The sequence below is a fragment of the Salinispora pacifica CNR114 genome, assembly GCF_000514775.1.
Taxonomy (GTDB): Bacteria; Actinomycetota; Actinomycetes; order Mycobacteriales; family Micromonosporaceae; genus Micromonospora; species Micromonospora pacifica.
In genome coordinates this window covers 1-22,151 of sequence record NZ_AZWO01000034.1, presented here as the reverse complement: position 1 = coordinate 22,151, position 22,151 = coordinate 1, and the positions used below count along the sequence as shown (strand labels likewise).

Sequence of the window (22,151 nt, the reverse complement as noted above, 5' to 3'; positions counted from 1 at the left end):
TGGCGACGCCGCGGTCAGCTCAGGCGAGGAAATTGTCCAGCGTCGCCATGGTGAGCTGCGGCTGGTCGAGCTGGATCAGATGTCCGCACTCCGCCAGCACGGCCACCGTGCAGTCGCTGACCACCGCGGCGAACTCCTTGGCGTACTGGACGTCGACGATGCGGTCCTGACGTCCCCAAACGAGCAGCACGGGGACGGTGATCCGGTGCAGCCGGCGGCGCAGCCCGTGCTCCGGAAACGGCCACACGAACTTGCCGCTGCAACCGTACGCCCAGATTTGGGCAACCATCCTGGCGCGCATCTGCTCTGGATCGGTGGGCAGTTGCAGGACCGTCTTGACCAGGTCGCTGGAGAGGTTGTGAAACAGCAGCGCCGGCAGCTTGTCCGGGGCTACGGCGTTCCAGTTGACGACGGGGGCGTCGTCGAGCCACAACCCGAGTGGGGCCAGCAGTACCACCCGGCCCGGCAGTTCGGGGAAGTGCGCGGCCAGGTCAGCGGCGAGCATCCCGCCGAACGAGGCCCCGACCAGTACCGGGCGCTGCAACCCGAGCTGTCCGATCATCTCCTGGTAGGCCAGCACCAGGTCCGACCAATCCGCTATCTGCCGGATGGCGTGCGGGTCGTCGGGACTGGTTCCGGGGAACTCCGGGACGTACACGGTGTACCGCTCGGTCAGGTGCCACAGCAACGGATCCCAACCGAAGCCACCGGCCTGGTGCAGGTAGACCAGGGGCGCACCCGCGCCGGCGATCTGCACCTCGACCGTGAGCCGTCCGCCGAGGACGGTGACCGCCTCGCGACGTACCGAAGGCAAGCTGGTGCTCATGCGACGGTCCTCTCATTGTGGTTGTCTGACGTGGTGGCGGGTGCGGCGGTCGTCGTAACAGGGCTGCCACCCAGGCGCTCGGGCCACCAGTGGTGGGCGTGGTCCGTGTCGCTCCACAACTGACGGAGTCGCGGCGCGACCGCCTCCGCGAACAGCTGGATGTTTTCGCGGACCAGCTCGGTGGGGAGCGAGCCGAAACCGAGCATGGCGTGCAGGTTGCCGATCCGGTGCTCCCGGCAGAAGGCGAACAGCTGCTCCGCCACGGTCTCCGGGCTACCGGCGATCACCGCGCCGGCCTCGACGAGCTCTCGGTAGGACGCCCCGCGCATCTGCCGCGACATGCCGACGTCACCGGGGTCGGCGAAGACCGCCCGCAGGCCCTGAATGTCAATCCCGCCGGGGATACCGAGCAGGTGGCCAGGGATCGAACCGAGGCCCTTGCGGAATGCGTACTCGGCGTGCTCGGCGTACCGGCGGTCCGCCTCGGTGTCGGTGTCGGCTACCGCGATGGTCTGTAGGAAGCCCACCCGATACGGGTTGGCCGGGAGGCCGGCGCGCTCGACCAGCTCCCAGAACCGGGGAAAGATGCGCCTGCCGGTCAGTTTGGCGCCGGAGAAGCCAAAGTAGTTGAAGCCGAAGTCCCGGTCGAGCGTCATCTGCATCGTGCGCGGGTTGCCGATGCCGGTGACCCACAGCGGCGGACGCGGCTGCAACGGCCGCGGCCAGATGTTGACCTGGGGATAGCGGCTGTACCGACCGTTCCACGGAAACGGCGCTGGGTCGCTCCAGGCGCGCAGCACCAGGTCGAGGTTCTCCTCGTAGCGTCCCCGTGCCTCGATGGGTGGCACGCCGTTGTTGATCGTCACGTCGTAGCCCAGGCCGATCGGAAAGCCCGCGATCAGTCGGCCACCGCTCATCACGTCGAGCTGTGCGTACTCCTCGGCCACCCGGACCGGCTCATGGGTCTTACCCAACGTGCGGCCCAGTGGCATGATCCCGACGTTGAGCCCCTCCAACTCGGTGGCGTATGCGAGTGCACCGGCGACGATGTCGGGATTGGGCGTCACGTCGTAGGCGCTTTGGCCGTGCTCAGTGACCAGGAGCGCGTCGAAACCGGAGCGGGCCCCGACCATCAGCTCGTCCAGAAACGAGCGCATCGACTCGTACATGCGGCGCGGATCGACCAGCGCGTACGGCGTGTCGCAGACCGAGTCGAACCGCTCCTCGAAATCCGCCGGGAGATAGCGGTACGGTGCCTGCTCGAACAGCGTTATCCTCACGTCGCCCTCCGGCAATAGATCAACCGATTCACCCGTCCGCGAGAAGGCAAAGGTGCCTGCCGTATGTGCCCACTCAGGGCGGAAATACCGGACGCGGGCGGTTGGTGTCACCTTCGCATCCGCCGCTGACCCGATGCTGATCCGCCACTGATTGGAGCCTAGCCGCCGTATCACCCGGTCGTCAGTCGGCGGTCAGCGGCAACTGCTTGACTTGCTGATAGACCACAACCGCGACGGGGGAGCCGCGGGCACGTAGCCGGTAAATGGGAGAGCCTTGATGACCCCGGAAACGGTGCTGGAGTTGCGGGAGCTGCCTCGACACGAGCGCCGCGAAGCTCTCGAGGTGATCGTCGCGGAGCAGTTCCGCGCCACGCTTCTTATGGAGGAGGACGAAGAATTTCCAGCGGAAACCAGTTTTTTTGACCTGGGCTGCACGTCGCTCATCATCGCTGATGTGAAGGAACAACTCGAAACGTTGCTTGGTTGCCCCATCAGCGCCACAGTTGTGTTCAACCGGCCAACCCTCAAGCAGTTCGTCAACTACCTAGCCGACGACCTCCTGCGTCTGTCGGCCACATAGCACAGAAGGTAAGGAGGCGGCGCCGTGTCCACCAATTCTGACACGCAGCCGACGGCGGTCCGGGACCATGGTGCCGATCCTGGCGCGAGTCGTGAGCCGATCGCCATCATCGGAGCCGGCATCCGGTTCCCGGGCAGCAACGAGTCACTCGACCAGTTTGCGGCGTTCCTCACCCGCGGCGGCAACGGCATTCGCCCGGTGCCTGAGGATCGGTGGGATGTGGAGGCGTTCCGGTCCGATGACCCCGACGCCAAGGGCAAGATCGGGGCGGCGGGGTTCGGCTTCCTCGACCAGATCGATCAGTTCGACGCGCCGTTCTTTGGGATCTCCCCGTTGGAGGCGCAGTACGTCGACCCCCAGCAGCGGATGCTGCTGGAGGTCACCTGGGAGGCGCTGGAGAGCGCCAACCTCGATCCCGCCGCCCTGCGGCACAGCAGCGGCGGCGTCTACGTCGGCGCCAGCTCCTTCGACTACGCCCTTGAGCTGGACTCGCTGCCCTACGAGGAGGTCGACGGGCACCTGGCCGCCGGCATCAGCTTCTTCCCGTTGGCCGGCCGGCTGTCGTACTTCCTGGGCTGGCGTGGGCCGAGCCTGAGCACCGACACCGCCTGCGCGTCCTCGCTCACCGCCCTGCACCTGGCCGTGGAGGGTCTGCGTGGTGGCGAGTGCCCAATCGCGGTGGCCGCAGCGGTCTGCGCGATCCACCACCCCAAGATCCCGGTGATGTTCACCCACGGCAACATGCTTGCCCCCGACGGGCAGTGCAAGACCTTCGACGACTCCGCAGACGGGTACGTGCGTGCCGAGGGCTGCGGCGCGCTGGTGCTCAAGCGGCTGGCCGACGCGCAGCGCGACGGTGATCCCATCCTTGCGCTTATCCGCGGCACCGCCATCGGTCAGGACGGCGAGAGCGCCGGCCTGACCGTGCCCAACGGCAACGCGCAGGAGGCCGTGATGCGCGCCGCGCTGCGCAACGCCGGGTTGACGCCGGGCGACATCCAATACGTGGAGGCCCACGGCACCGGCACCGCGCTCGGCGACCCGATCGAGATGGGCGCCATCACCGACGTCTTCGCCGCACATCACACCAAGGACGCGCCGCTGGTGGTGTCCTCGGTGAAGACCAATGTCGGGCACATGGAACCGGTCGCCGGCATCGGCGGCGTGGTCAAGAGCGTGCTGCAGATGCGGGAAAGGAGTTTCTTCCCCCATCTCAACATGACCAAGCCCTCCGGGCGCATTCCGTGGGACCGGATCCCGGTGCACATCCCGACCGAGGGCGGTCCCTGGCAGGCCCCGGTCCGACGGGCGCTGGTCAACAGCTTCGGCTTCGGCGGCGCCATCGCCAGCGCGGTACTGGAGGAGGCACCGCCGGTCACTGTCGAGCCTCCGGTGGAGCTGCCCGGCAACCACGTCGTTGTGGTCTCGGCCAAGAGCCGTCAGTCGCTGGCGCAGCTGCTGAGCCGGTACCGGGAGCACCTCGCCGCGCATCCCGAAACGCGCCTCGACGAGCTCTGCTACACCGCGACCGTGGGCCGCTCCCACTTCCCGCTGCGGGCCGCTGCTGTTGTGCGCGACCGCGAACAGCTCGACGCGTTCCTCGCGAAGCAGATCGAGCGGACCGGCAAGGCCACCGCCACCGAGAAGATCCGCAAGGTGGCGTTCCTCTTCACCGGGCAGGGCTCGCAGTACCCGGGCATGGGAGAGGCGCTCTACCGGCAGTTCCCGGTCTTCCGCGAGCACCTTGACGCGTGCGACCGGCTGTTCGCCCCCGAACTCGGCCGCTCGGTCGTCGGGCTGATGCTCGGACCGGAGAGCAGCGCCGAGGACCTGCAGCAGACCCGCTACACGCAGGCGGCGCTCTTCAGCCTGGAGTACGCGCTCGCGCAGCTGTGGTTGTCGTGGGGAATCCGGCCCAACGTGCTCATCGGACACAGCATTGGCGAGGTGGCGGCGGCCACGGTCGCCGGCCTGTTCAGGCTGCCGGACGCGGTGCGTCTGGTCGCCGCCCGTGGCCGGCTGATGCAGGCGGTCACCGCGCCGGGCGGCATGGCTGCGGTGAACTGCGCCGCCGAGGAGCTGACCGAAGTGCTGGCCGGCCGCGACGATCTGGCGGTCGCCAGTATCAACTCGCCGAGCCAGACAGTCATCTCCGGCGCCGCGGGCGCGCTCGCCGAGGTGACGGCCGCGCTGACCGCACAGAGCCGCAAGGTCACCACCCTCGCCGTCTCGCATGCCTTCCATTCGCCGTTGATGCGGGAGGTGTTCGACGAGTTCCGCGCGGCGCTGACCGACATCGAGTTCCACGAGCCGAGCATGACGGTGGTGTCGAACCTGACCGGCAAGCCGGCCCGCTTCAGCGAGCTGGCCGACCCCGAGTACTGGGTGCGGCATATCGGCGAGCCGGTCAACTTCCTGGCCGGTATGCGCGGTGTCGAGCGGCGGGGCAATCACAACTTCGTCGAGATCGGTCCGTCCAACGCCCTGATGGGTCTCGCCCGGCAGTGCCTGACGCCGGAGAACCACCGGTGGTTGGCCAGCCTGGACCGCCGCGACGAGCACGGTGACGTGATCCGCGAGTCGGTGGCCGCGCTCTACCGGGCCGGCGCCACCATCTCGTGGACCGGATTCCACTCCGGCAGGGAACGGGGCAAGATCGACCTGCCGACGTATCCGTTCGACCGCAGGCGGTACTGGTTGCCGATCAAGGGACCGCGGCACGGCCTTGGCGGCGCTTCCGGTGACGGAACCGTTCACCACCCGCTACTCGGCGCCGAGACCGAGGGCGGCGACGGGATGCGCGAGTTCCGGGCCCGGTGGAGTGCCACGTCGCCGGGCTACCTCGCCGATCATGTGGTGATGGGTCACGTGGTGTTTCCCGGCACCGGCTACCTGGAGGTGCTTCTCGCGCTGCAGGACGCGGTCCTCGGCCAGACCGGGCACGAGATTCGCGACGTGCAGATCGCGGAGCCGCTGTTCTTGGGCGACGAACCCGTGCAGGTGCGGATCCGCTTCCGTCCGGCCACCGAGGACGGCGAGGACCACATCGCCGAGATCACCAGCCACGCCGACGGCGTCGAACGGGTGCATGTGCGGGCCCGCATCGCCCGGCACCCGTCGCACGCGCCAACGGAGACCGGGGCGGCGCTGCAGGAACTGGCAGCCTCCGTCGGCGAGCCCGACGAGGTGCTCGGCGAGGACGCCGTCTACGCCGCGTACGCCGCCGCCGGGTTGGAATACGGGCCCAGGTTCCGCCGCACCCAGAAGGCTGCCCGGCACGGTACCGACCTCGCCGTCGGCGAGGTGCGCGGCGTTCGGGCCGGCGCGGTGGAGCACATGCCGCCATACCTGACTGACAGTGCCACCCACGCGTACGCCGCGATCGGCGACGACGGCAACAGCTACCTGCCGGTGAGCTACGCGGCGTTCAGCATGTTCAAGAAGCCTAGGGCCGACGCACTGCGGGTGCTGATGCGCATCGATCCCGCGCCACCGGCCGGCCTGGACCGCTCGATCGACCTGCTGGCGCTGGAAGCTGACCAGCCGGTGTTCGAGCTGCGCGGCCTCGGTATGAAGCGGGTGGAAAACGCCGCCGGCAGCCGGCGGCGCGGCATCGCCCACCAGCAGCGGTGGCTGAAGCGGTCCCTGCCGCCGAACGCTACGCCGCAGCCGCATACTGTGCTACTGGTCGGTGCGCCGGGACCGGTGGCGTCCGGACTGGGCGAGCAGGCGGTGGAGTCGGCTCGCGTGGTTACCGCAGCCGATGCCGCCGAGGCCGCCGGGATGGTGGCCGCCGGCGGGATCACCGACGTGTGCTGGTTCTGGACGCCGGCCGGGCAAACCGGCACACCGACCGGCGAAGCAGCCGTCGCGTCCCTGCGTGCGGAGTGCAAGGCGAACTACACGGCACTGCTCGACCTGATCCGGTCGCTCGGCGACGCCGGCTTCGGCCGGCAGCAGCGATTGTGGCTGGTCACCGAGGGGGCCCAACTGCTGCCCGGGGACGCCGCCGCCGATGACCGGCCGGTCGCGGCCGCGAGCCTGTGGGGAGCCGGGCACACGCTGCTCAACGAACACCCCTCGTACCGGACCACCCTGGTGGATGTGCCCGGCGACAGGACCGGCTACCGGCAGCTACTTGAGGAGATCGCGGCCTCGGTCGGCGGCGAGTTCCAGGTGGCGTACCGCTACGGTCACCGACACGTCCGTCGGTTGCTCCCGCTGCCGCTGAGCACGGGAGCGGGCCCCGAGGACAACGTCGCCGTCACCATTCGCGAGTACGGGCAGTTCGGCAACCTGCAGGTCATCCCGGCGCCGGTTGTCGCCCCGGAGGGCGACCAGGTCGAGGTTCTGGTGCGTGCCGCCGGCCTGAACTTCAAGGACGTGTTGAACGCGCTGGGGATGCTGCGCGCCTACGGCGAGCAGCCCCTCGGCTTCGAGGCAGCCGGCACGGTCGTGGCCGCCGGCCCCGACGCCACCCACCAGGTCGGCGACGAGGTGATCGTCAACTACCTCGGCTGCCTGCAGCGCCGGATCGTGGTGCCGTCGGCGGTCGCGGTGCGTAAGCCGCCCAACCTGAGCATGCTCGAGGCGGCCGGCGTGGCAGCGGTGTACGTGACGGCCCACTATGCTCTGCACACGCTCGCCAACATCAAGGCCGGCGAGCGGGTCCTGATCCACGCCGGAGCCGGCGGGGTGGGCCAGGCAGCCGTCCAGCTCGCCAAGGCAGCCGGCGCGGAGGTGTACGCCACCGCCAGCCCGCACAAGTGGCAGGTGTTGACCGCGCAGGGTGTCCGGCATGTAATGAACTCGCGCACATTGGACTTCGCCGACGAGCTGATGCGGGTCACCGACGGCGCCGGCGTGGACATCGTGCTCAACAGTCTGAACAAGGACTACATCCCGGTCAGCATGTCCTGCCTGGCGCCGGGCGGCCGGTTCATCGAGATGGGCAAGGTCGGCGCCTGGACCCCCGAACAGGCTGGCGAGGTGCGTCCCGACCTCCGCTACCACAACTTCGACCTCAGTGAGCTGCCGTGGGACGACGCTGTCCGGGTCACCAGCGAGACGCTGCGGATCATCGCCGATCGGCTCGCCACAGGGGTACTGAGCCCGATTCGCACCACCACCTACACCCTCGATGAGCTGGAAGAGGCGTTCGGGGTGCTCAGCCGGGGTCAGAACATCGGCAAGCTGGTCGTCGACCTCGCGCCGGAGCCGGCCCGGCCGGAGATTCCGATCCGACCCGACCGCACGTACGTGGTCACCGGTGGGCTCGGTGCCCTCGGTCTGGTGACTGCCAACGAGCTGGTCGCCGCCGGGGCCCGGCACATCGCCCTGATCGGGCGCAGCGGCGCCCCCGCGCCGGACGTGGCGGACTTGGTCGAGCGGCTGCGCGCCACCACCGAGGTGACCGTGCACCGCGGTGACGTGGCCGAGCCGGCCGACCTGACCCGGATCCTGGCCGAGATCGGTCGCCGGCCGCACCCGATCGGCGGGATAGTGCACTCGGCGGGCATGCTGCGTGACGCGCCGGTCGCTGCCCAGACCTGGGAGTCGATCGACGAGGTGTTCCGCCCCAAGGTGTACGGCACCTGGCTGCTGCACCAGGCGGCCCGGGACCTGCCCGAGCTGGCCTTCCTGATCGGGTACTCGTCGGCGGCGCCGATTGTCGGCACGCCGGGGCAGTTCAACTACTCGGCGGCCAACGCATTCCTCGACGACCTGCTGCTGCGCCGATTCGCCGCCGGGCACGGCGGGATGACCGTCAACTGGGGACCGTGGGGTGAGGTCGGCATGTCGGCCCGCCTCTCCGATCAGCTGATCAAACGGTGGTCCGACGAAGGCATCGTGTTGACCACACCGGCGGTCGGCATGCGGGCGCTGCGCGCCCTGCTGCGTACGCCTACCGGGCAGGCCGTCGTCGGCGGGTGCGACTGGGACCGGTTCATCGCCGCCAAGCCGGTCGCCAACGCCCTCTACCAGCGGCTGCGCGACGACACCGGTGACGCTGCCGCCGTCGGGCTCGACGTGGCCGCGCTACTGACCGCTCCGAGCGAGCAGCGCCTGGCGAGCATCGACCAGTACGTGCGGGCGAAGGTGGCCGCCGTACTGCACTTCGACGACGTCGACGCCGTCGATTCCACTGTCGAGTTCGTCCGGCTGGGTCTGGACTCGCTGGTGGGCGTCGAGCTGAAGAACGCCTTGGAGTCCGCGTTCGGCGTGCCACTGCCGGCGTCCGTGGCACTGGAGTACCCCACGGCTGAGGCGCTGGCGGAGTACCTCGACGGCTTGCTCCTTACCGAAACCACCGCCTGAACCCGCGGTGCCGCGTCCCACCTCAGCACGGTGGGAGGCGGCACCCGCCACGACCGAGTTCTGGTCGCGGCTCCCGCGACGACGAAAGGAGGTCCGATGGTCCAGCGTCGCGCGATAGTCAACCGCTGGTTCCAACCCGAGGGGGTGCCCGCCGACGCTGCCGTGCGGTTGTTCCTCCTGCCGTATGCGGGCGGCAACGCCGGAGTGTTTCGCGACTGGCTGCCGCTGTTCCCGGCCGACATCGCGGCGCAGGCCGTACAGCCGCCCGGCCGGCTCGACCGCCGCGACGAGCCGCTGCTGACCGACCTCGGCCCGATGACAGAGGCGCTCGGCGAGGCGATCGCCGCGGAGCTGGACGGGCGGCCCTTCGCGCTGTTCGGGCACTCGATGGGCGGGCTGCTGGCGTACCGGGTGGCGGTGCTGCTCGCCGCCGAGTACGGAGCGACGCCGATGCTGGTCGCCTCGGCCGGATGGACCCCGGAGGGGTTCTCGATGCCGACCCTCGAGCAGGTGCAACTGCCCCAGCCCGAGCTGGTTTCCTGGATCGTGGGTCTCGGCTCGCTGCCACCGGTGATCTACCAGGACCCGGAGCTGCTGGAGCTGACGATACCGCCCACCCGGGCCGACCTCACTGCCTGTGCCCGGTACGTCGACGACGGCGCCCCGGTGCCGTGCCCCGTGATCAGCTACACCGGGCGCGACGACCCGCTGCTGACCGCCGATGCCCCGGAGTCCTGGAACAGCCGGAGCCCCGAGTACCTCGGCAACTCGGCGTTCCCCGGCGGCCACTTCTTCATCTACGCCGCGGCGCTGCCGATCGCCGCCGACCTGACCCGGCACCTGCGCCGGCTCGCGGCGCTCACCTCGGCACCCGGGCACTAACCGGCGGGCCGGGACCCGCCAGAACGGAGCGATCATGTCGAAGAGAAGCCTCAACGTACTCGTTGACCGGTACATCGCCACCTGGAACGAGCCGGAGCCCGACGTCCGCCGCAAGATGATCGACGAGCTGTGGGCGGAGGACGGGACCTACTACAACCGGCTGTTCGTCTGCCAGGGGCGGGACATGGTGGAGGCGGCCATCTCCACCGCCCACCGCGAATACAGCGCCAAGGGGTTCACCTTCAAGTCCCGCAACGACGCGTACGGCCACCACGGTGGGGTGAAGTTCGGCTGGGTCCTCGCCGCCCGGTCCACCGGGGAGGTCGACACGTTCGGCGAGGAGTTCCTGATCCTCGACGGCTCCGGGCGGATCGTCGCGGACTACCAGTTCGGTCTCCGCCCACCGGCGATCTGAGCCGGCCGATCCGAGGGAGCAGCACGATGGCAGACCACTTCGACTACAACGACATCGCTGAGCGCTACGTCGCCTCCTGGAACGAGCCCGACCCCGAGACACGCAAGAAGCTGGTCGAGGAGCTGTGGGCGGAGGACTGTACCTACTACAACCGGCTGTTCGTCGCCTCCGGACGCGAGATGATGCCGTTCGTGGTGGGGCGGGCTCATGACGAGTACTACGGCAAGGGCTTCTGCTTCCGCTACCAGAACGACGCGTACGGCCACCACGGCGGGATGCGCTTCCATTGGGTGATGGTTTCCAGCGCGACCGGAGAGGTGGATACCTTCGGTGAAGATTTCGTCATCCTGGACAAGTCGGGTCGCATCCGGGTGGACTATCAGTTTGCAATGAAGAAGCCGTCGGTGTGACGGGTAGGTCATTCGGAATCGGCGCCGACCCCCATGGTCCCGTGGTCGGCGCCGAGCCCGACGATGCCGTCGAGAACCGACATGCGGCTGGACCGGGCTGGCTGGGCGGTCAGCGCCAGCGCGGTGAGCCCGTCCTGCGGATAGAACGCCTTGATCGCGAGGTCCGGCACGGTCACGTCGAGCGCTGTGCCGAAGACCGTGACCGTGCAGCAGAAGGTCAGCTCACGTTGGCCGTCGCGCAGCCGCAGGGGCAGCAGCGGATTGTCACGTTCGCCGGCGGCGACAAGCCGTTCCGACCCGCCGTAGCTGCACAGCTCGGCGTACAACTCGGCGAGGACAGGATCGGCCAGCGAGGTCAGGCGGCGCTGCAGGCGACCGAGCAGGTTCTGCCGCCACTCGACCAGGTTGACGATCCGAGGGGCGAGCCCGTCCGGGTGCAGTGTCAGACGCAGCACGTTGACCGGCGGCACCAGCAGATGGTCGGCGACATCCCGGGTGAACAGCCCCCACCCGGTGTTGGCCGCGATCAACCGCCACGCACCGTCGACGGCGATGGCGGGGATCGGCTCGTGGCCGAGCAGCACCTGTCGGGCGGCGGCGTGCAACAGGTCGAGGTCGTCGGCGTCCCCCGCGTACGCGGGGGCGAGCCCGGCGGCCAGCAGGATCTGGTTGCGGGCGTGGCCGGGGATACGCAGATGGTCGGCGAGCCGGATGATCAACTCTCGGCTCGGCGCCGCTCGGCCGGACTCGACGTAGGAGAGATGCCTTGGCGACACCGCGGCGTCCGAGGCCAGCCGCAGCTGGCTCATTCGGCGTTGCTGCCGCCACCAGCGCAGCAGCGTGCCCGCATGACGCCGCTCCCGCACCAGGGCCGGCGCCGGGCCCCGGGACACCATCGAGCGGTTCCGCTGTGCCGTCTCGCTCATTTCCGCTCGCGACCTCTGAGGTTATTGCCCGTCGCCATCTCCGTCGCAGAGTATCAGGACGGCCGGTGATGGCACCTTTTCCAGGAGTAACGATGGCGACTCACGCACGCCCGGTCGACGCCGGTGGCGGCACGACACCGCCGACTCCGCGCACGGATGCCACTGCCGCGGGGTCAGCCGATCACCCAGGCATGGTCCTCGTGCTGATGATCGGCATATTCCTCAGCGTCCTCGATTTCTTTGTCGTCAGCGTCGCCGTACCGTCGATTCAGCGGGATCTTTCCGCCACGTCAGCGACCGTGCAGTTGACCATCGCCGCCTATGCCCTTGGATACGCCGGCCTGCTGATCGTCGGTGGCCGCCTTGGTGACATCTTCGGCCGCCGCCGTATGTTCAGCGCGGGCATCCTGTTGTTCACTGTCGCGTCGGCGGTGTGCGGGGTGGCCCCGAACGCCGGATCCCTGATTGCCGGCCGGTTCGCGCAGGGGCTCGCCGCTGCCATCATGACGCCGCAGGTGCTCAGCATCGTCAGCGCGACACTCACCGGCGCATCGCGCGCCCGCGCGTTCACCGCGTACGGCTTCACGATGGGCGTAGCGGCACTCTTCGGCCAGCTCATCGGTGGTGTGCTGATCTGGGCCGACCCGATGGGGCTCGGCTGGCGCAGCGTGTTCCTGATCAATGTACCGATCGGCGTCGCGGCGCTGGTTCTGGTGCCGCGCCGGGTGCCCGAGTCACGCGCCACCGGCCGGCCGGTGCTCGACCTTCCCGGCATGATCCTGATCTCGCTGGCGATGGGCGCGATGGTCCTGCCGTTGATCGAGGGCCGCGAGCGCGGCTGGCCGCTCTGGGCCTGGTTGTGCCTGGCCGCCGCGCTGATGCTCTTCGCCGCCTTCATGGTGCGGGAGCGGGCCGTGGCCGGGCGCCGCGCAGCGCCGTTGGTGCACCCGGGGCTGTTTCACGATCGGGCGTTCTCCGCTGGACTGCTCACCCAGTTGCTCTTCTATTTCGGGCAGGCGTCGTTCTTCCTCGTCTTCGCCGTCTACGTGCAGAACGGCCGAGGATTCAGCGCGCTGCAGGCGGGCCTCCTGTTCATCGCCATCGGCGGCGGCTACATGGCCACGTCGTTGAGCGCCCAGCGGGTGGCGATGCGGCTCGGGCGTCAGGTGATCGCCCTCGGCGCCCTGCTGCGTACCACCGCCGCGGTGTTGATGATCGTGGCGCTGGCCGGGCCGGCGGGCGAGGGCAGCATCTGGTGGCTGGTCCCCGCGCTGGTTATTGACGGTGCCGGACAGGGGCTGGCCGTAGCGCCGCTCGCGTCGACGGTGCTGTCGCGCATCGACCCGCAGCATGCCGGCGCGGCCTCCGGCGTGCTCAGTACCGGAATCTGGGCCGGCAACGCCTTCGGTGTCGCGATCATTGGCATCATCTTCTACGGGACGCTGTCGCGCGTCGGCGGCGATCCGTTCCGGGACGCCTTCAGTGCCAGCCTCGTGTTCATCGCGGTGGTCGGGGTCCTGGTGGCAACCTTGGTCCAATTCCTGCCCCGGGCGCCGCAATCAGCGCGCTGACCGCCCGACCTGGCCGACCTGCCCGTGCGGCCGCGCCACGGGCAGGCCGGATCGTCCCGGATGCCCTCGTGGACCTCCGGATCGCAGGCCACAGCCGCGATCGGTCTACCGGCTACCGGTCTTGACGACCAGTTGCAGGCTGGGCCTTGAACTGCGGACTGCCCCGGCAACGTTTCCCGGTCGTGGGCCTATCCTCGCAACCCCAGAGAATCGTCCAATATCATTTACGCGGCTCAGGAGCATCGGGCCGGATCAGCGTCGGGTCAGCGTGACGTAAAGATCAACTGATCTAATAGTTAACTGGGTGGGAACCCCACAACCACTGGGCTGAGGACCACTGCGCAGTTCGTTGTCGTTCATGATGGGGAGGAAATGAATGACCACCACACGCGCTCCAGCCGTCGAACGACTGAGGCACCTGCCGGCTTCCGAGCGCCGCGCGGAGCTGGAATCCATGGTGACCGAACAGTTCCGGGCGGTACTCCTCATTCCGGACGACGAGCCCGTGCCGTTGCACGAGAGTCTGTTCGCACTCGGCATGTCGTCGGTTCTCATCGGCGAGGTGCAACATCGCCTCTCCGACCTGCTCGGTCAGAATCTGCACAGTTCCGTGTTATTCAACAGTTGCACGGTCGCCCAGGTGATCGACTACCTTACGACCGACGTGCTGCCCGACATGTTCCCGCAATCCGCCTCGCCGCCGACCGCGTTACCACCTGCGATAACCCGAGTGCTCTGGGACAACGTTCTGCACGAGATGGGCGCAGGGGCGGCATGATCTCCTACGAGCACACCATCGCCGCGCGCATCGCGGAGCACGCCCGGCATCGGCCGGACGTGGCCGCGATCCTCTTCGAGGACGTGCGGGTCAGCTACGCGGAGCTGCACGCTGAGAGCAACCGTGTCGGGCACGCTCTGCTGCGGGACGGCCTCGACCGAGGCTCCCGCGTCGCCTATCTCGGCCGCGAGTCACACCACTTCTACACGATTGCCATCGCGTGCGCGAAGATCGGCGCGGTGCTGGTGCCGGTCAATCCTCGACTCACCACAGTGGAAATCAACCATGTGCTGCGCGACTCCACGGCGGAGATCCTCTTCGTCGAGCACGAGTTCGTGTCGGTGATCGAACCGCTGCGGGCGGACCTGGCCGCGCTGCGACAAATGGTCGACATGGACGCGCCGGGAGCGCGCTACGGCAGATTTCTGCGGTGGTTCGCTGGCGGCCCGACACACGACCTGGATCTACCAGTGGACACCGACGACCCCGTGGCGCAGATGTACACCAGCGGCACCACCGGACTACCCAAGGGCGTCATACTGGCGCACCGCACATTCTTCACGTTCATCGACAACATGCGACGCGCCGGCGTGGACTGGATCGACTGGCGGCCGGAGGACCGCAGTCTCAGCGCCTTTCCTGGCCTGCACGCCGGCGGCTACGCGTGGTTCATGCACAGCCTGAGCGTCGGCGCGACCAGCATCGTGATGCAGTCGTTCGTGGCCGGCGAGGCGGGCGCGTTGATCGAACGTCATGCCGTGACAACTTTGTGGGCCGCCCCCGCCATGCTGCAGATAGTGCTGTCGGAGCCGGACGCTGGCCCGCATCGGTTCCGGTCCCTGCGCAAGATCGTCTACGGTGGTTCGCCGATCTCCCCGGAACTGCAGGAACGCTGCATGCGCGAGTTCGACTGCGACCTGGTGCAGGCGTACGCCGCCGCCGAGACGGGCAGCTTTGTCACCTGCCTACGCGCCGACGAACACACCCCCGGTCACCCCAAGCTCGGCTCGGCGGGGCGGATCTGTCCCGGCAATGATCTGCGTATCCTCGACGAGGCCGGCGTCGAGCTGCCACCCGGGCAGCCAGGCCGGATCTGCGTACGCACCCCGGCCGAGTTCATCGAGTACGCCAACCGGCCGGACGAGACCGCCGCGATGAAGGTAGACGGCTGGCTGCGCATGGGCGACAGCGGCTACCTCGACGACGACGGCTACCTGTATCTGCGGGACCGGATCAACGACACGATCATCGTGGCCGGCCAGAACATCTACCCGGTCGAGGTGGAGAACGTGATCCGGACCCACCCGCACGTCGCCGACGTGGCCGTCTACGGCGTACCGCACCCGCGCTGGGGTGAAGTGGTCCACGCGGCCGTCGTGCTGGCCCCCGGCGCGCAGGTGTCGCCGCGCCAGTTGATGCTGTTCCTCCGCGGCTGGATCGCGGACTACAAGGTGCCGGTGGGATACCGATTCCTCGATAGCCTCCCGCGCAATCCCACCGGCAAGGTGCTGCGCCGGGTACTGCGCGCCGAGGACGGTGGCGCGCGCGCACCTACCACCGGTGCCCCGCGCACCGCCGGCACCGCCTCCTGACCGGCCGGGTGCGCGAATGCTCGGCCTTCGCCCCACCTGACAACTCGCCGGGAGTAGGCGTCGACCAGGACGGCGAGGTTGCGGAACCCTTCCCCGGTGCGCAGGTAGGAGGTCGGTGACCACCGCCGGTTGGCTGCGGTCGTGGTGGTGAACTGCCGCTGGACCAGGTCCGACGCGGTCGCCGTGGACGAGGCCTGGCGGCGGGACTGACCGCGGCGCCGGCGGTGGGCGCCCTCGATACCGGCCAGCCGCATCAGTCGGGCCACCGCCTTGCGATTCCACCGATGTCCGCGTTCATGCGGCTCGGCGGGAGCTGTCGGGCGCCGTGGGGGCGGGCAGCCACTGCAGAAGGTGCTGTGGCCGACGCCGAAACGCTGGCCGGTTCTTGACTGCTTCTTACCCTTTTCCAGACGTGCCTTCACCTTGCGCTGCCATCGTGAGGCCTGCCGAAGCTGCGCACCTCCCACTCACCGGTCCGGCGGTGCGTCGCCACCTTTGTGGATTCACCGAGTGAGGAAGACGTCTGTTGCTCAACACCAGGAAAAACACCGCTCCGTCGACCGGCGATGAGGGGGCAGACAGTGCTGCCTCATCGACCCCGCCAGCGGTGGGACGAGACCGCTACCTTGACCTCCTGCGGTCCGTCGCCATCCTTCGCGTGGTGGTGCTACACACCGCCGGGGCACCCTGGATGACGCTGGCCTTTCCATCCATGGGCATCATGTTCACGCTCGGTGGAGCGATGATGGCTGCGTCCCTCGACCGCCGGAAGGGAGTCACGACCGTCATTCGGGGCAGGATGCGTCGGCTACTACCCCCGCTGTGGATGGTGGCGGCGGTGGCCCTGCCGTTGATGTGGTGGGAGGCACACGGGTCGGATGAGCCGTTCCGCCCAACGTGGCAGTATCTCTTCTGGCTCCTGCCGGTGGGTGACCCACCCGCCGGCGAGTCCGAGCTCGGTGGCGGTTTCACCGGCGTGCTGTGGTACCTGCGCGCGTACCTGTGGTTCGTGCTGCTCTCGCCCCTGCTGCTGCGCATCTTCCGCCTGAGTCCCTGGGCGGTGCTGGCTGTGGCGGTGTGCGGGGTGGTTGCCCTCGACCTGTCAACCGTCGGGGAGCAGGGGATCCTAAGCTCGACGCTGAGCGGCTCGGAAGGGCTGTTGAGCAGCTTCGTCGTCTACCTGGCCTGCTGGCTGCTGGGATTCGCTCACCACGACGGTCTGTTGTCCCGCATCAGCGGCTGGGCCACCATGCTCCTGGCCGGCGGGCTGACAGCCGTAGGCCTGTGGTGGACCTACCGGGCCGAGCAAGAGATCGAATTCAGCTCTCTGAGCCTCTATGACAGCCTGATGTTGAATACGCTGCTGTCACTCGCTTTCGCCTTGGTGTTGCTACGCTTCCGGCCGGGTGCCGGGCTGATCGACCGGATCGCCCCACTCCGTGTGCTGAGCGAACGGATGAACTCCCGGGCGGTGACCATCTACCTCTGGCACTACCCGTTGCTGCCGCTGGTGTGGTGGCTGAGTGAGGACGGCGTGTTCGCCGGGTGGCCGATGCCGGAGGCGCTGGCCATGATCTGCGTGGAGTTCTCGCTGGTCCTGGTCGCGGCGTGTGTGTTCGGCTGGGTCGAGGACCTTGCTGCCCGCAGACGTCCCTCGCTGCTGGGCGGAGGCAGGAAACGGTCCCCGGCGCGTGCGTGAAGGTCCGCAGGCCGACGACACAAAGGGGGGCCACATGGCGGCCACTCATCCTCGGGGCCGAGGTTGGGCTTGTGAGCGCCAGATGATCGGTTCAGCGCTCCGGCAGCTCGAAGCCGATCGTGGCGCCCCCACCGTCGCGGTTACCCGCGAACACCGTCCCGCCGTGAGCGGTCACCACATCCCGGACGATCGCCAGGCCCAGCCCCGAGCCGCGCATGCCCTGGGCCTCGGGAGCCCGGTAAAACCGGTCGAAGAGCCGCCCTTCGGGTAGGTCTGGTATCCCGGGTCCGCGGTCCCTCACCTCGACCCGGCCCCGGTGGATCACGATCTCCACCGGGGCCCCGGAGGAATCGAACTTGGTGGCGTTCTCGACAAGGTTGGTGAGGGCTCGTTCCAGGGCCTGTGGCCGGCCGGTGACGACGGTATCGTCGGCCTGCGTCGTGATCTCCCGGCTGGATCGGGTACGGAACCGCTGGGCAACCCTTCCCGCGATCTCCGCGAAATCAACGGGCTCGGTCGCCTCCAGTTCTCGGGTGTCCGTCGCAAGCTCCACCAGCTCGTTCACCAGCTTGATCAATTCCCTGGACTCCATCGTGAGGTCGGTCAGCAGTGGACCGCGGGCGGCCAGGGGCAGTTCGTCGAACCGGTGCAGCAGGGCGATGTTGGTCCGCATGCTGGTCAGTGGAGTGCGTAGCTCATGGCCTGCCTCCTGCACCAGTCGTTGCTGGGCGTCCCTGGACCGGGCGAGCTGACCCAGCATCCGGTCGAAGGCCGTGCCGAGGCGGCCGACCTCGTCTCGCCCACCCGCCGGCACGGGAAGATCCAGCCTTCCGGTGACCGCTACCTCCTCCGCCACCCTGGTCAGTCGAACAAGGCCGCGGGTCACCCGGGTCGCCACGAACCAGCCACACACCCCGGCCGCCAGCGAGATCGCGACGCCGACCGCCGTGATTCTGGTCCTGAGGCTCGTGAGTAGCGAATCCACCTCGCTGAGCTGTTGTGCCACCTGGATAGCTCCGCGTCCTCCACCGAGCGCGACCGTGATAATTCGTACCCGAGTGTGATCCAGCTGTGCTTCGCTGCTCCGGGTGTGCCCCGGATCCCCGGCCGCGGCCACCGCCCGGTCCGTGTAGGACACCGGAAGCGGCTGGGGGTGACCCTCGTCAACGACCTGCCCTCCGGGTCCGAGGATCTGGCCGATGAGCGTGTCGGATCCAGCGAGGACATCACCGAGATCAACACCGAGATCGTCGTCCAGCTCGACCAGGTCCTCCGGCGTCAGGTCACCGGCGTCAATCGTCAGCTCCGCCACGGCCTCCGTCGCCCGGTCGAAGTCGTCGTCGGTCTCCTGCCAGATCAACCCGGACGCCTGACCATAGCTCAGCGCGCCGACACCGACGGCGACCACCGCCGCGACCGTGGCGAACAGCAGGGAGAAGGTCAGGCGCAAGCTGGGTCGGGTCATGTCACGCAGAGTCATGATTCGCGGAGCGTGTACCCGACTCCCCGGACCGTGTGAATGATCTCGGGTGCGCCTGGGCGGGCCAGCTTGCGCCGCAGGTAGCTGATGAAGACGCTCAGGTTCTTCGAACCAGTGCCGAAGTCGTAGCCCCAGATGCGGTCGTGAATCGTGGTGCGGTCCAGCACCACCCCGCAGTTACGAATCAGCAGTTCGAGCAGGTCGAATTCCGTCCGCGACAGGATGATCTCCGCACCACCCCGCCATGCTCGGCGCGCTGCCAGGTCGAGCCGTACCCCGGCTGCTGCCAACTCGTCGCTGGCAGGGCTGTCTGGGCCGATGCTCGGGGCCGCCCGGCGCAGCAGGGCGCGCAACCTGGCCAGGAGTTCCTCCGGCTCGAAGGGCTTGACAAGGTAGTCGTCCGCGCCGGCGTCGAGCCCAGCGACACGGTCGGAGACCTGGGTTCGTGCGGTCAGCACAAGGATCGGGGTCCAGTCGCCCTGTGCCCGCAGGACCCGGCAGACCGTGAGACCGTCCAGGCCGGGCATCATCACATCCAGGACGAGTAGGTCCGGGTTGTCCCGGCGGACCGCGGCAATCGCCTCAAGGCCGTCACCCGTGGCGACGACGTGGTAGCCCTCGAGCAGCAGGGACTGCTCGACGGCGCGGCGGATGGCGGGATCGTCCTCGGCGAGGAGGATAGTGGGCACGGACACCACCGGACTGTGCCACATCTCGTCCGACCGGAGCCACCTCAGCTGACCTCCCCGTACTCCGCGAGGCCCGCTTCTTCGACACCTGGGCCGACCGGCGCCGGAAGGTGCGCCCGGCGGTCACCGACCACGCCACCCGCCGGGTCCGCGTCCTGGACACCGTACGAGCACGTCGCCTGGCCGAGCTGCGCCAAGCCGTACCCCCGTGAACTCTGCGATGATCGTGCGGGTGGCCCGTGAGCGTAATCGTGGCGTGACGTCGAGCGGTCGCGCGCCGGTCGACGTCACCGTGATGACCGGAGTTCGGTACCGGTTGCTGGTCGATGCCGCCCGCGATGCCGGACAGGCGATGGCTGAGCGCACCGCTCGGCGCGGCGGATCTGTTCGGGTAACGGTTGGTGGAACGCGTTCGGGAAGAACTCACTTCACGGTGAGGGCGGACACGGTCGGCCCGCCGGCGCTGGGGTGACGTCGGCGGAGTCCTGGGCGCGCCGGGGCGACCAAGGGCCTGTGTCGAAGTCGGTCATAGCCACTCGTTGATCGCGGCGATGTGCACGGTGGCTCCGTAACGCGCGGCGAGTTTGTCGAAACGGGTGGCCACGGCGCGGTGGCGTTTGAGGCGGTTGATACCGCACTCCACGGCCTGGCGTTGCTTGTACCGCCCAGGCTCGAAGGCCGGTGGCCGCCCACCCTAGGCCCCCTCCTTACCCCGGTTGGCGTCCTGGTCGACCTTCGACGGGACCGTCGCGGCGATCCCGCGCCGGTCCAGGTAGCAGCGGTTGGCCTTGATGTGTACGCCTTGTCGGCCACGACCCGGGCGTGTCCGTGCCGACCTCAGCGCAGATTGCGTGAGCGACACCCGCGAACCCCGACCTGCTCGTAGCCGTGCGGCAGGATGGGCGTTCATGGGCGCGACCGAGCCGTACGTGACCGTCATGAAATCGACCTTTGTGGCACGGTTCCTCCTTGATCCCGACGAGACCGAGGAGTGGGTGACCAACGTGGATACCGTCGGCGACCTTCCTGACGGCTCCAGGTGGGCACTGACGATCCTCACCGTCGACGAGGTCCGCCGCCTGCTCGTGAAGTGGAAGGAGACCGGTGACGTCCGGGACGGCAGCGACTTCTGGGCCGTTGACCAACTGATTGTGCCTGCGCCGGGCGGGGCAGGATAGCCCGGTGCCCGTCTGGAACCGTGGCCTTACTCACCGTCCCGGCGGCTTCTGACCCTACTGGCTACGCGTCCGCTCATCGGGGCTCTTCGAAGTTGAGCGGGGTTCGTGGCTGGCGGTGACCCGGATGTGAAGGGCTCGCAGCTCATCGGTGATCATCTGAGTGTCTAGTTCGGATGTCACAAGTGAAGAGCTGCGAGCATGGTCAACGATACGACCCGGCTGCTGGGTCTGGACGGCCTGGTGGCCGAGCGAGTCGAGCTGGACGCCGCCGGCGTCCCCGTGGTGAACCTGTCCACCAGTTGTGAACAGGCACGATGCTGCCCGCAGTGCGGGCAGCGAGCAGCGCGGGTGAAGCAGTGGACCACGACGCGGCCGCGGGACCTGCCGGTCGCTGGGCGGCCGGTGAGGCTGCGCTGGCGTAAACGACGCTGGTACTGCCCGACGCCGGCCTGTCCGCGCAGGTCGTTCACCGAGCAGGTCGCCCAGGTGCCGGCCCGTTCAAGGCTGACCATCCGGTTGCGGCAGGCGGCTGGGGCGGCGGTCGCCGACGGCGGGCGCACGATCGTGCAGGCCGCCCGCGACCACGGTGTCTCGTGGCCGATCGTCGCGGCCGCGTTCACCACCCACGCCACTGCGGTGTTGCCGGCCGAGCCCGAGCCGGTCGCGGTGCTTGGCATCGACGAGGTCCGCCGGGGCAAACCGCACTGGATCTGGGACGAGCAGGCCGCCTCGTGGACCACGACCGCGGACCGGTGGCACGTCGGCTTCTGCGACTTGTCCGGCGGCCAAGGGCTCCTCGCGCAGGTCGAAGGCCGCACCACCGCCGCTGTCACCGGCTGGCTGGCCGCTCGCCCACCGGCCTGGCGCGAGCAGATCCGCGCGGTCGCGATCGACATGTGCACCGTGTTCAAGGCCGCGATCCGGCAAGTGCTGCCGCACGCGGTGCTGGTCGCCGACCACTTCCACGTCGTGCAGCTGGCCAACCGGGCCGTGACCGAGGTCCGCCGCCGGGTCACGCTCACCCAACGCGGGCGTCGTGGCCGCGGTAACGACCCGGAGTGGCGGATGCGCAACCGGCTGACCCGCTCGGCGGCTCGCATGCCCGGCAAACACGTCGACCGCCTGACCGACACCCTCGACGCCCTACCCGCCAAGATCGGCACCCCGATCCTCGCCGCGTGGAACGCCAAGGAAGACCTGCTCGACCTGCTCGCGACCGCCCGCACCCAGCCCGACCGCGAACACGTCCACCGGCTGCTACGCCGCTTCTACACCCGCTGCGCTGCCACTGACCTGCCCGAACTACACCGACTCGCCACCACCATCGAGACCTGGTGGCCGCAGATCCACGCGTTCCTGACCACCGGCATCACCAACGCCGGCTCAGAAGGAACCAACCGGGTCATCAAGACCGTCGCCCGCGACGCCTACGGCTTCCGAAACCCCGAAAACCAGCGCCTACGCACCCGCACCGCGACCACCCGACGCCACCGCGGACACCTCAACCTCGCCTAACTTCGAAGAGCC

The 22,151-nt window shown here is 68.7% G+C and carries 17 protein-coding genes and 1 pseudogene; 11 read left to right on the top strand and 7 right to left on the bottom strand.

Features of this window, described 5'->3' with window-relative positions; translation table 11 throughout:
• Positions 1–19 precede the first annotated feature (19 nt).
• Together B118_RS0119420 and B118_RS0119415 are read right to left on the bottom strand one after the other, a co-directional pair.
• Positions 20–826 carry an alpha/beta fold hydrolase gene (locus B118_RS0119420; RefSeq protein WP_027648498.1) on the bottom strand — a complete coding sequence of 269 codons (807 nt, stop codon included), beginning with the start codon at positions 824–826 and terminating at the stop codon, positions 20–22.
• Positions 823–2,106, bottom strand: a complete 1,284-nt coding sequence (locus tag B118_RS0119415; protein WP_018810997.1) for an LLM class flavin-dependent oxidoreductase — start codon at positions 2,104–2,106, stop codon at positions 823–825. The genes B118_RS0119420 and B118_RS0119415 overlap by 4 nt, the downstream gene beginning before the upstream one ends.
• A 277-nt stretch (positions 2,107–2,383) precedes the next feature.
• On the opposite strand from B118_RS0119415, the gene B118_RS0119410 reads away from it, so the two are divergent.
• From B118_RS0119410 to B118_RS0119390, 5 genes are all read left to right on the top strand, one after another.
• Positions 2,384–2,686: an acyl carrier protein gene (locus B118_RS0119410; RefSeq protein WP_018223768.1), complete on the top strand. Its 303-nt coding sequence runs from the start codon at positions 2,384–2,386 to the stop codon at positions 2,684–2,686.
• 24 nt (positions 2,687–2,710) lie between these two features.
• On the top strand, positions 2,711–9,004 hold the full coding sequence (locus B118_RS0119405; protein ID WP_028193247.1) for a type I polyketide synthase: 6,294 nt from the start codon (positions 2,711–2,713) through the stop codon (positions 9,002–9,004).
• A 96-nt stretch (positions 9,005–9,100) separates the two neighbouring features.
• Entirely contained in the window at positions 9,101–9,886 is a 786-nt protein-coding gene (locus B118_RS0119400; protein ID WP_018223766.1) for a thioesterase II family protein, read from the top strand.
• A gap of 34 nt (positions 9,887–9,920) precedes the next feature.
• Positions 9,921–10,301 (top strand): hypothetical protein, encoded by a 381-nt coding sequence (locus B118_RS0119395; RefSeq protein ID WP_018223765.1) that lies wholly within the window; start codon positions 9,921–9,923, stop codon positions 10,299–10,301.
• Between the two features lie 26 nt (positions 10,302–10,327).
• Positions 10,328–10,711 carry a hypothetical protein gene (locus tag B118_RS0119390; protein WP_018223764.1) on the top strand — a complete coding sequence of 128 codons (384 nt, stop codon included), beginning with the start codon at positions 10,328–10,330 and terminating at the stop codon, positions 10,709–10,711.
• Positions 10,712–10,719: 8 nt separating this feature from the next.
• On the opposite strand, the gene B118_RS0119385 is transcribed toward B118_RS0119390, so the two are convergent.
• Positions 10,720–11,637 carry a helix-turn-helix domain-containing protein gene (locus B118_RS0119385; protein ID WP_027658808.1) on the bottom strand — a complete coding sequence of 306 codons (918 nt, stop codon included), beginning with the start codon at positions 11,635–11,637 and terminating at the stop codon, positions 10,720–10,722.
• 191 nt (positions 11,638–11,828) lie between these two features.
• On the opposite strand from B118_RS0119385, the gene B118_RS0119380 reads away from it, so the two are divergent.
• The 4 genes from B118_RS0119380 (at position 11,829) to B118_RS0119365 (ending at position 17,277) form a co-directional block, all read left to right on the top strand.
• Positions 11,829–13,208 (top strand): MFS transporter, encoded by a 1,380-nt coding sequence (locus tag B118_RS0119380; RefSeq protein ID WP_028193246.1) that lies wholly within the window; start codon positions 11,829–11,831, stop codon positions 13,206–13,208.
• 376 nt (positions 13,209–13,584) lie between these two features.
• A complete protein-coding gene (locus tag B118_RS0119375) occupies positions 13,585–13,986 on the top strand; it encodes an acyl carrier protein (RefSeq protein WP_028193245.1) in 402 nt (133 codons plus the stop codon).
• On the top strand, positions 13,983–15,578 hold the full coding sequence (locus tag B118_RS0119370; RefSeq protein WP_028184490.1) for a long-chain-fatty-acid--CoA ligase: 1,596 nt from the start codon (positions 13,983–13,985) through the stop codon (positions 15,576–15,578). Before B118_RS0119375 ends, B118_RS0119370 begins: the two co-directional genes overlap by 4 nt.
• Positions 15,579–16,104: 526 nt before the next feature.
• Positions 16,105–17,277 (top strand): acyltransferase family protein, encoded by a 1,173-nt coding sequence (locus tag B118_RS0119365; RefSeq protein WP_028193244.1) that lies wholly within the window; start codon positions 16,105–16,107, stop codon positions 17,275–17,277.
• Positions 17,278–17,368: 91 nt separating this feature from the next.
• Here the strand turns inward: B118_RS0119365 and B118_RS0119360 are convergent, their stop codons facing one another.
• The 4 genes and pseudogenes from B118_RS0119360 to B118_RS33910 all read right to left on the bottom strand — a co-directional run.
• Positions 17,369–18,742, bottom strand: a complete 1,374-nt coding sequence (locus B118_RS0119360) for a HAMP domain-containing sensor histidine kinase (protein WP_028193243.1) — start codon at positions 18,740–18,742, stop codon at positions 17,369–17,371.
• A gap of 11 nt (positions 18,743–18,753) precedes the next feature.
• Complete coding sequence (locus B118_RS0119355; RefSeq protein ID WP_018810987.1) at positions 18,754–19,470, bottom strand: response regulator transcription factor; 717 nt, start codon at positions 19,468–19,470, stop codon at positions 18,754–18,756.
• Positions 19,471–19,490: 20 nt separating this feature from the next.
• Positions 19,491–19,643, bottom strand: a complete 153-nt coding sequence (locus B118_RS31865; protein WP_018827957.1) for a hypothetical protein — start codon at positions 19,641–19,643, stop codon at positions 19,491–19,493.
• Positions 19,644–19,972: 329 nt separating this feature from the next.
• Positions 19,973–20,262: pseudogene (locus B118_RS33910) on the bottom strand (transposase); the annotation flags it as partial.
• A gap of 92 nt (positions 20,263–20,354) precedes the next feature.
• On the opposite strand from B118_RS33910, the gene B118_RS0119340 reads away from it, so the two are divergent.
• Entirely contained in the window at positions 20,355–20,624 is a 270-nt protein-coding gene (locus B118_RS0119340) for a hypothetical protein (RefSeq protein WP_028193242.1), read from the top strand.
• Between the two features lie 198 nt (positions 20,625–20,822).
• Complete coding sequence (locus B118_RS0119335; protein ID WP_018812113.1) at positions 20,823–22,139, top strand: ISL3 family transposase; 1,317 nt, start codon at positions 20,823–20,825, stop codon at positions 22,137–22,139.
• Positions 22,140–22,151: the final 12 nt, after the last annotated feature.

Coding starts and splice junctions, on each gene's coding strand:
- B118_RS0119355 (WP_018810987.1), bottom strand. CDS start 19,470: ATGTGGCACAGTCCGGTGGTGTCCGTGCCCACTATCCTCCTCGCCGAG.
- B118_RS0119360 (WP_028193243.1), bottom strand. CDS start 18,742: ATGACCCGACCCAGCTTGCGCCTGACCTTCTCCCTGCTGTTCGCCACG.
- B118_RS0119395 (WP_018223765.1), top strand. CDS start 9,921: ATGTCGAAGAGAAGCCTCAACGTACTCGTTGACCGGTACATCGCCACC.
- B118_RS0119390 (WP_018223764.1), top strand. CDS start 10,328: ATGGCAGACCACTTCGACTACAACGACATCGCTGAGCGCTACGTCGCC.
- B118_RS0119380 (WP_028193246.1), top strand. CDS start 11,829: ATGGTCCTCGTGCTGATGATCGGCATATTCCTCAGCGTCCTCGATTTC.
- B118_RS0119340 (WP_028193242.1), top strand. CDS start 20,355: ATGGGCGCGACCGAGCCGTACGTGACCGTCATGAAATCGACCTTTGTG.
- B118_RS0119335 (WP_018812113.1), top strand. CDS start 20,823: ATGGTCAACGATACGACCCGGCTGCTGGGTCTGGACGGCCTGGTGGCC.
- B118_RS0119370 (WP_028184490.1), top strand. CDS start 13,983: ATGATCTCCTACGAGCACACCATCGCCGCGCGCATCGCGGAGCACGCC.
- B118_RS0119385 (WP_027658808.1), bottom strand. CDS start 11,637: ATGAGCGAGACGGCACAGCGGAACCGCTCGATGGTGTCCCGGGGCCCG.
- B118_RS0119420 (WP_027648498.1), bottom strand. CDS start 826: ATGAGCACCAGCTTGCCTTCGGTACGTCGCGAGGCGGTCACCGTCCTC.
- B118_RS0119400 (WP_018223766.1), top strand. CDS start 9,101: ATGGTCCAGCGTCGCGCGATAGTCAACCGCTGGTTCCAACCCGAGGGG.
- B118_RS0119410 (WP_018223768.1), top strand. CDS start 2,384: ATGACCCCGGAAACGGTGCTGGAGTTGCGGGAGCTGCCTCGACACGAG.
- B118_RS0119375 (WP_028193245.1), top strand. CDS start 13,585: ATGACCACCACACGCGCTCCAGCCGTCGAACGACTGAGGCACCTGCCG.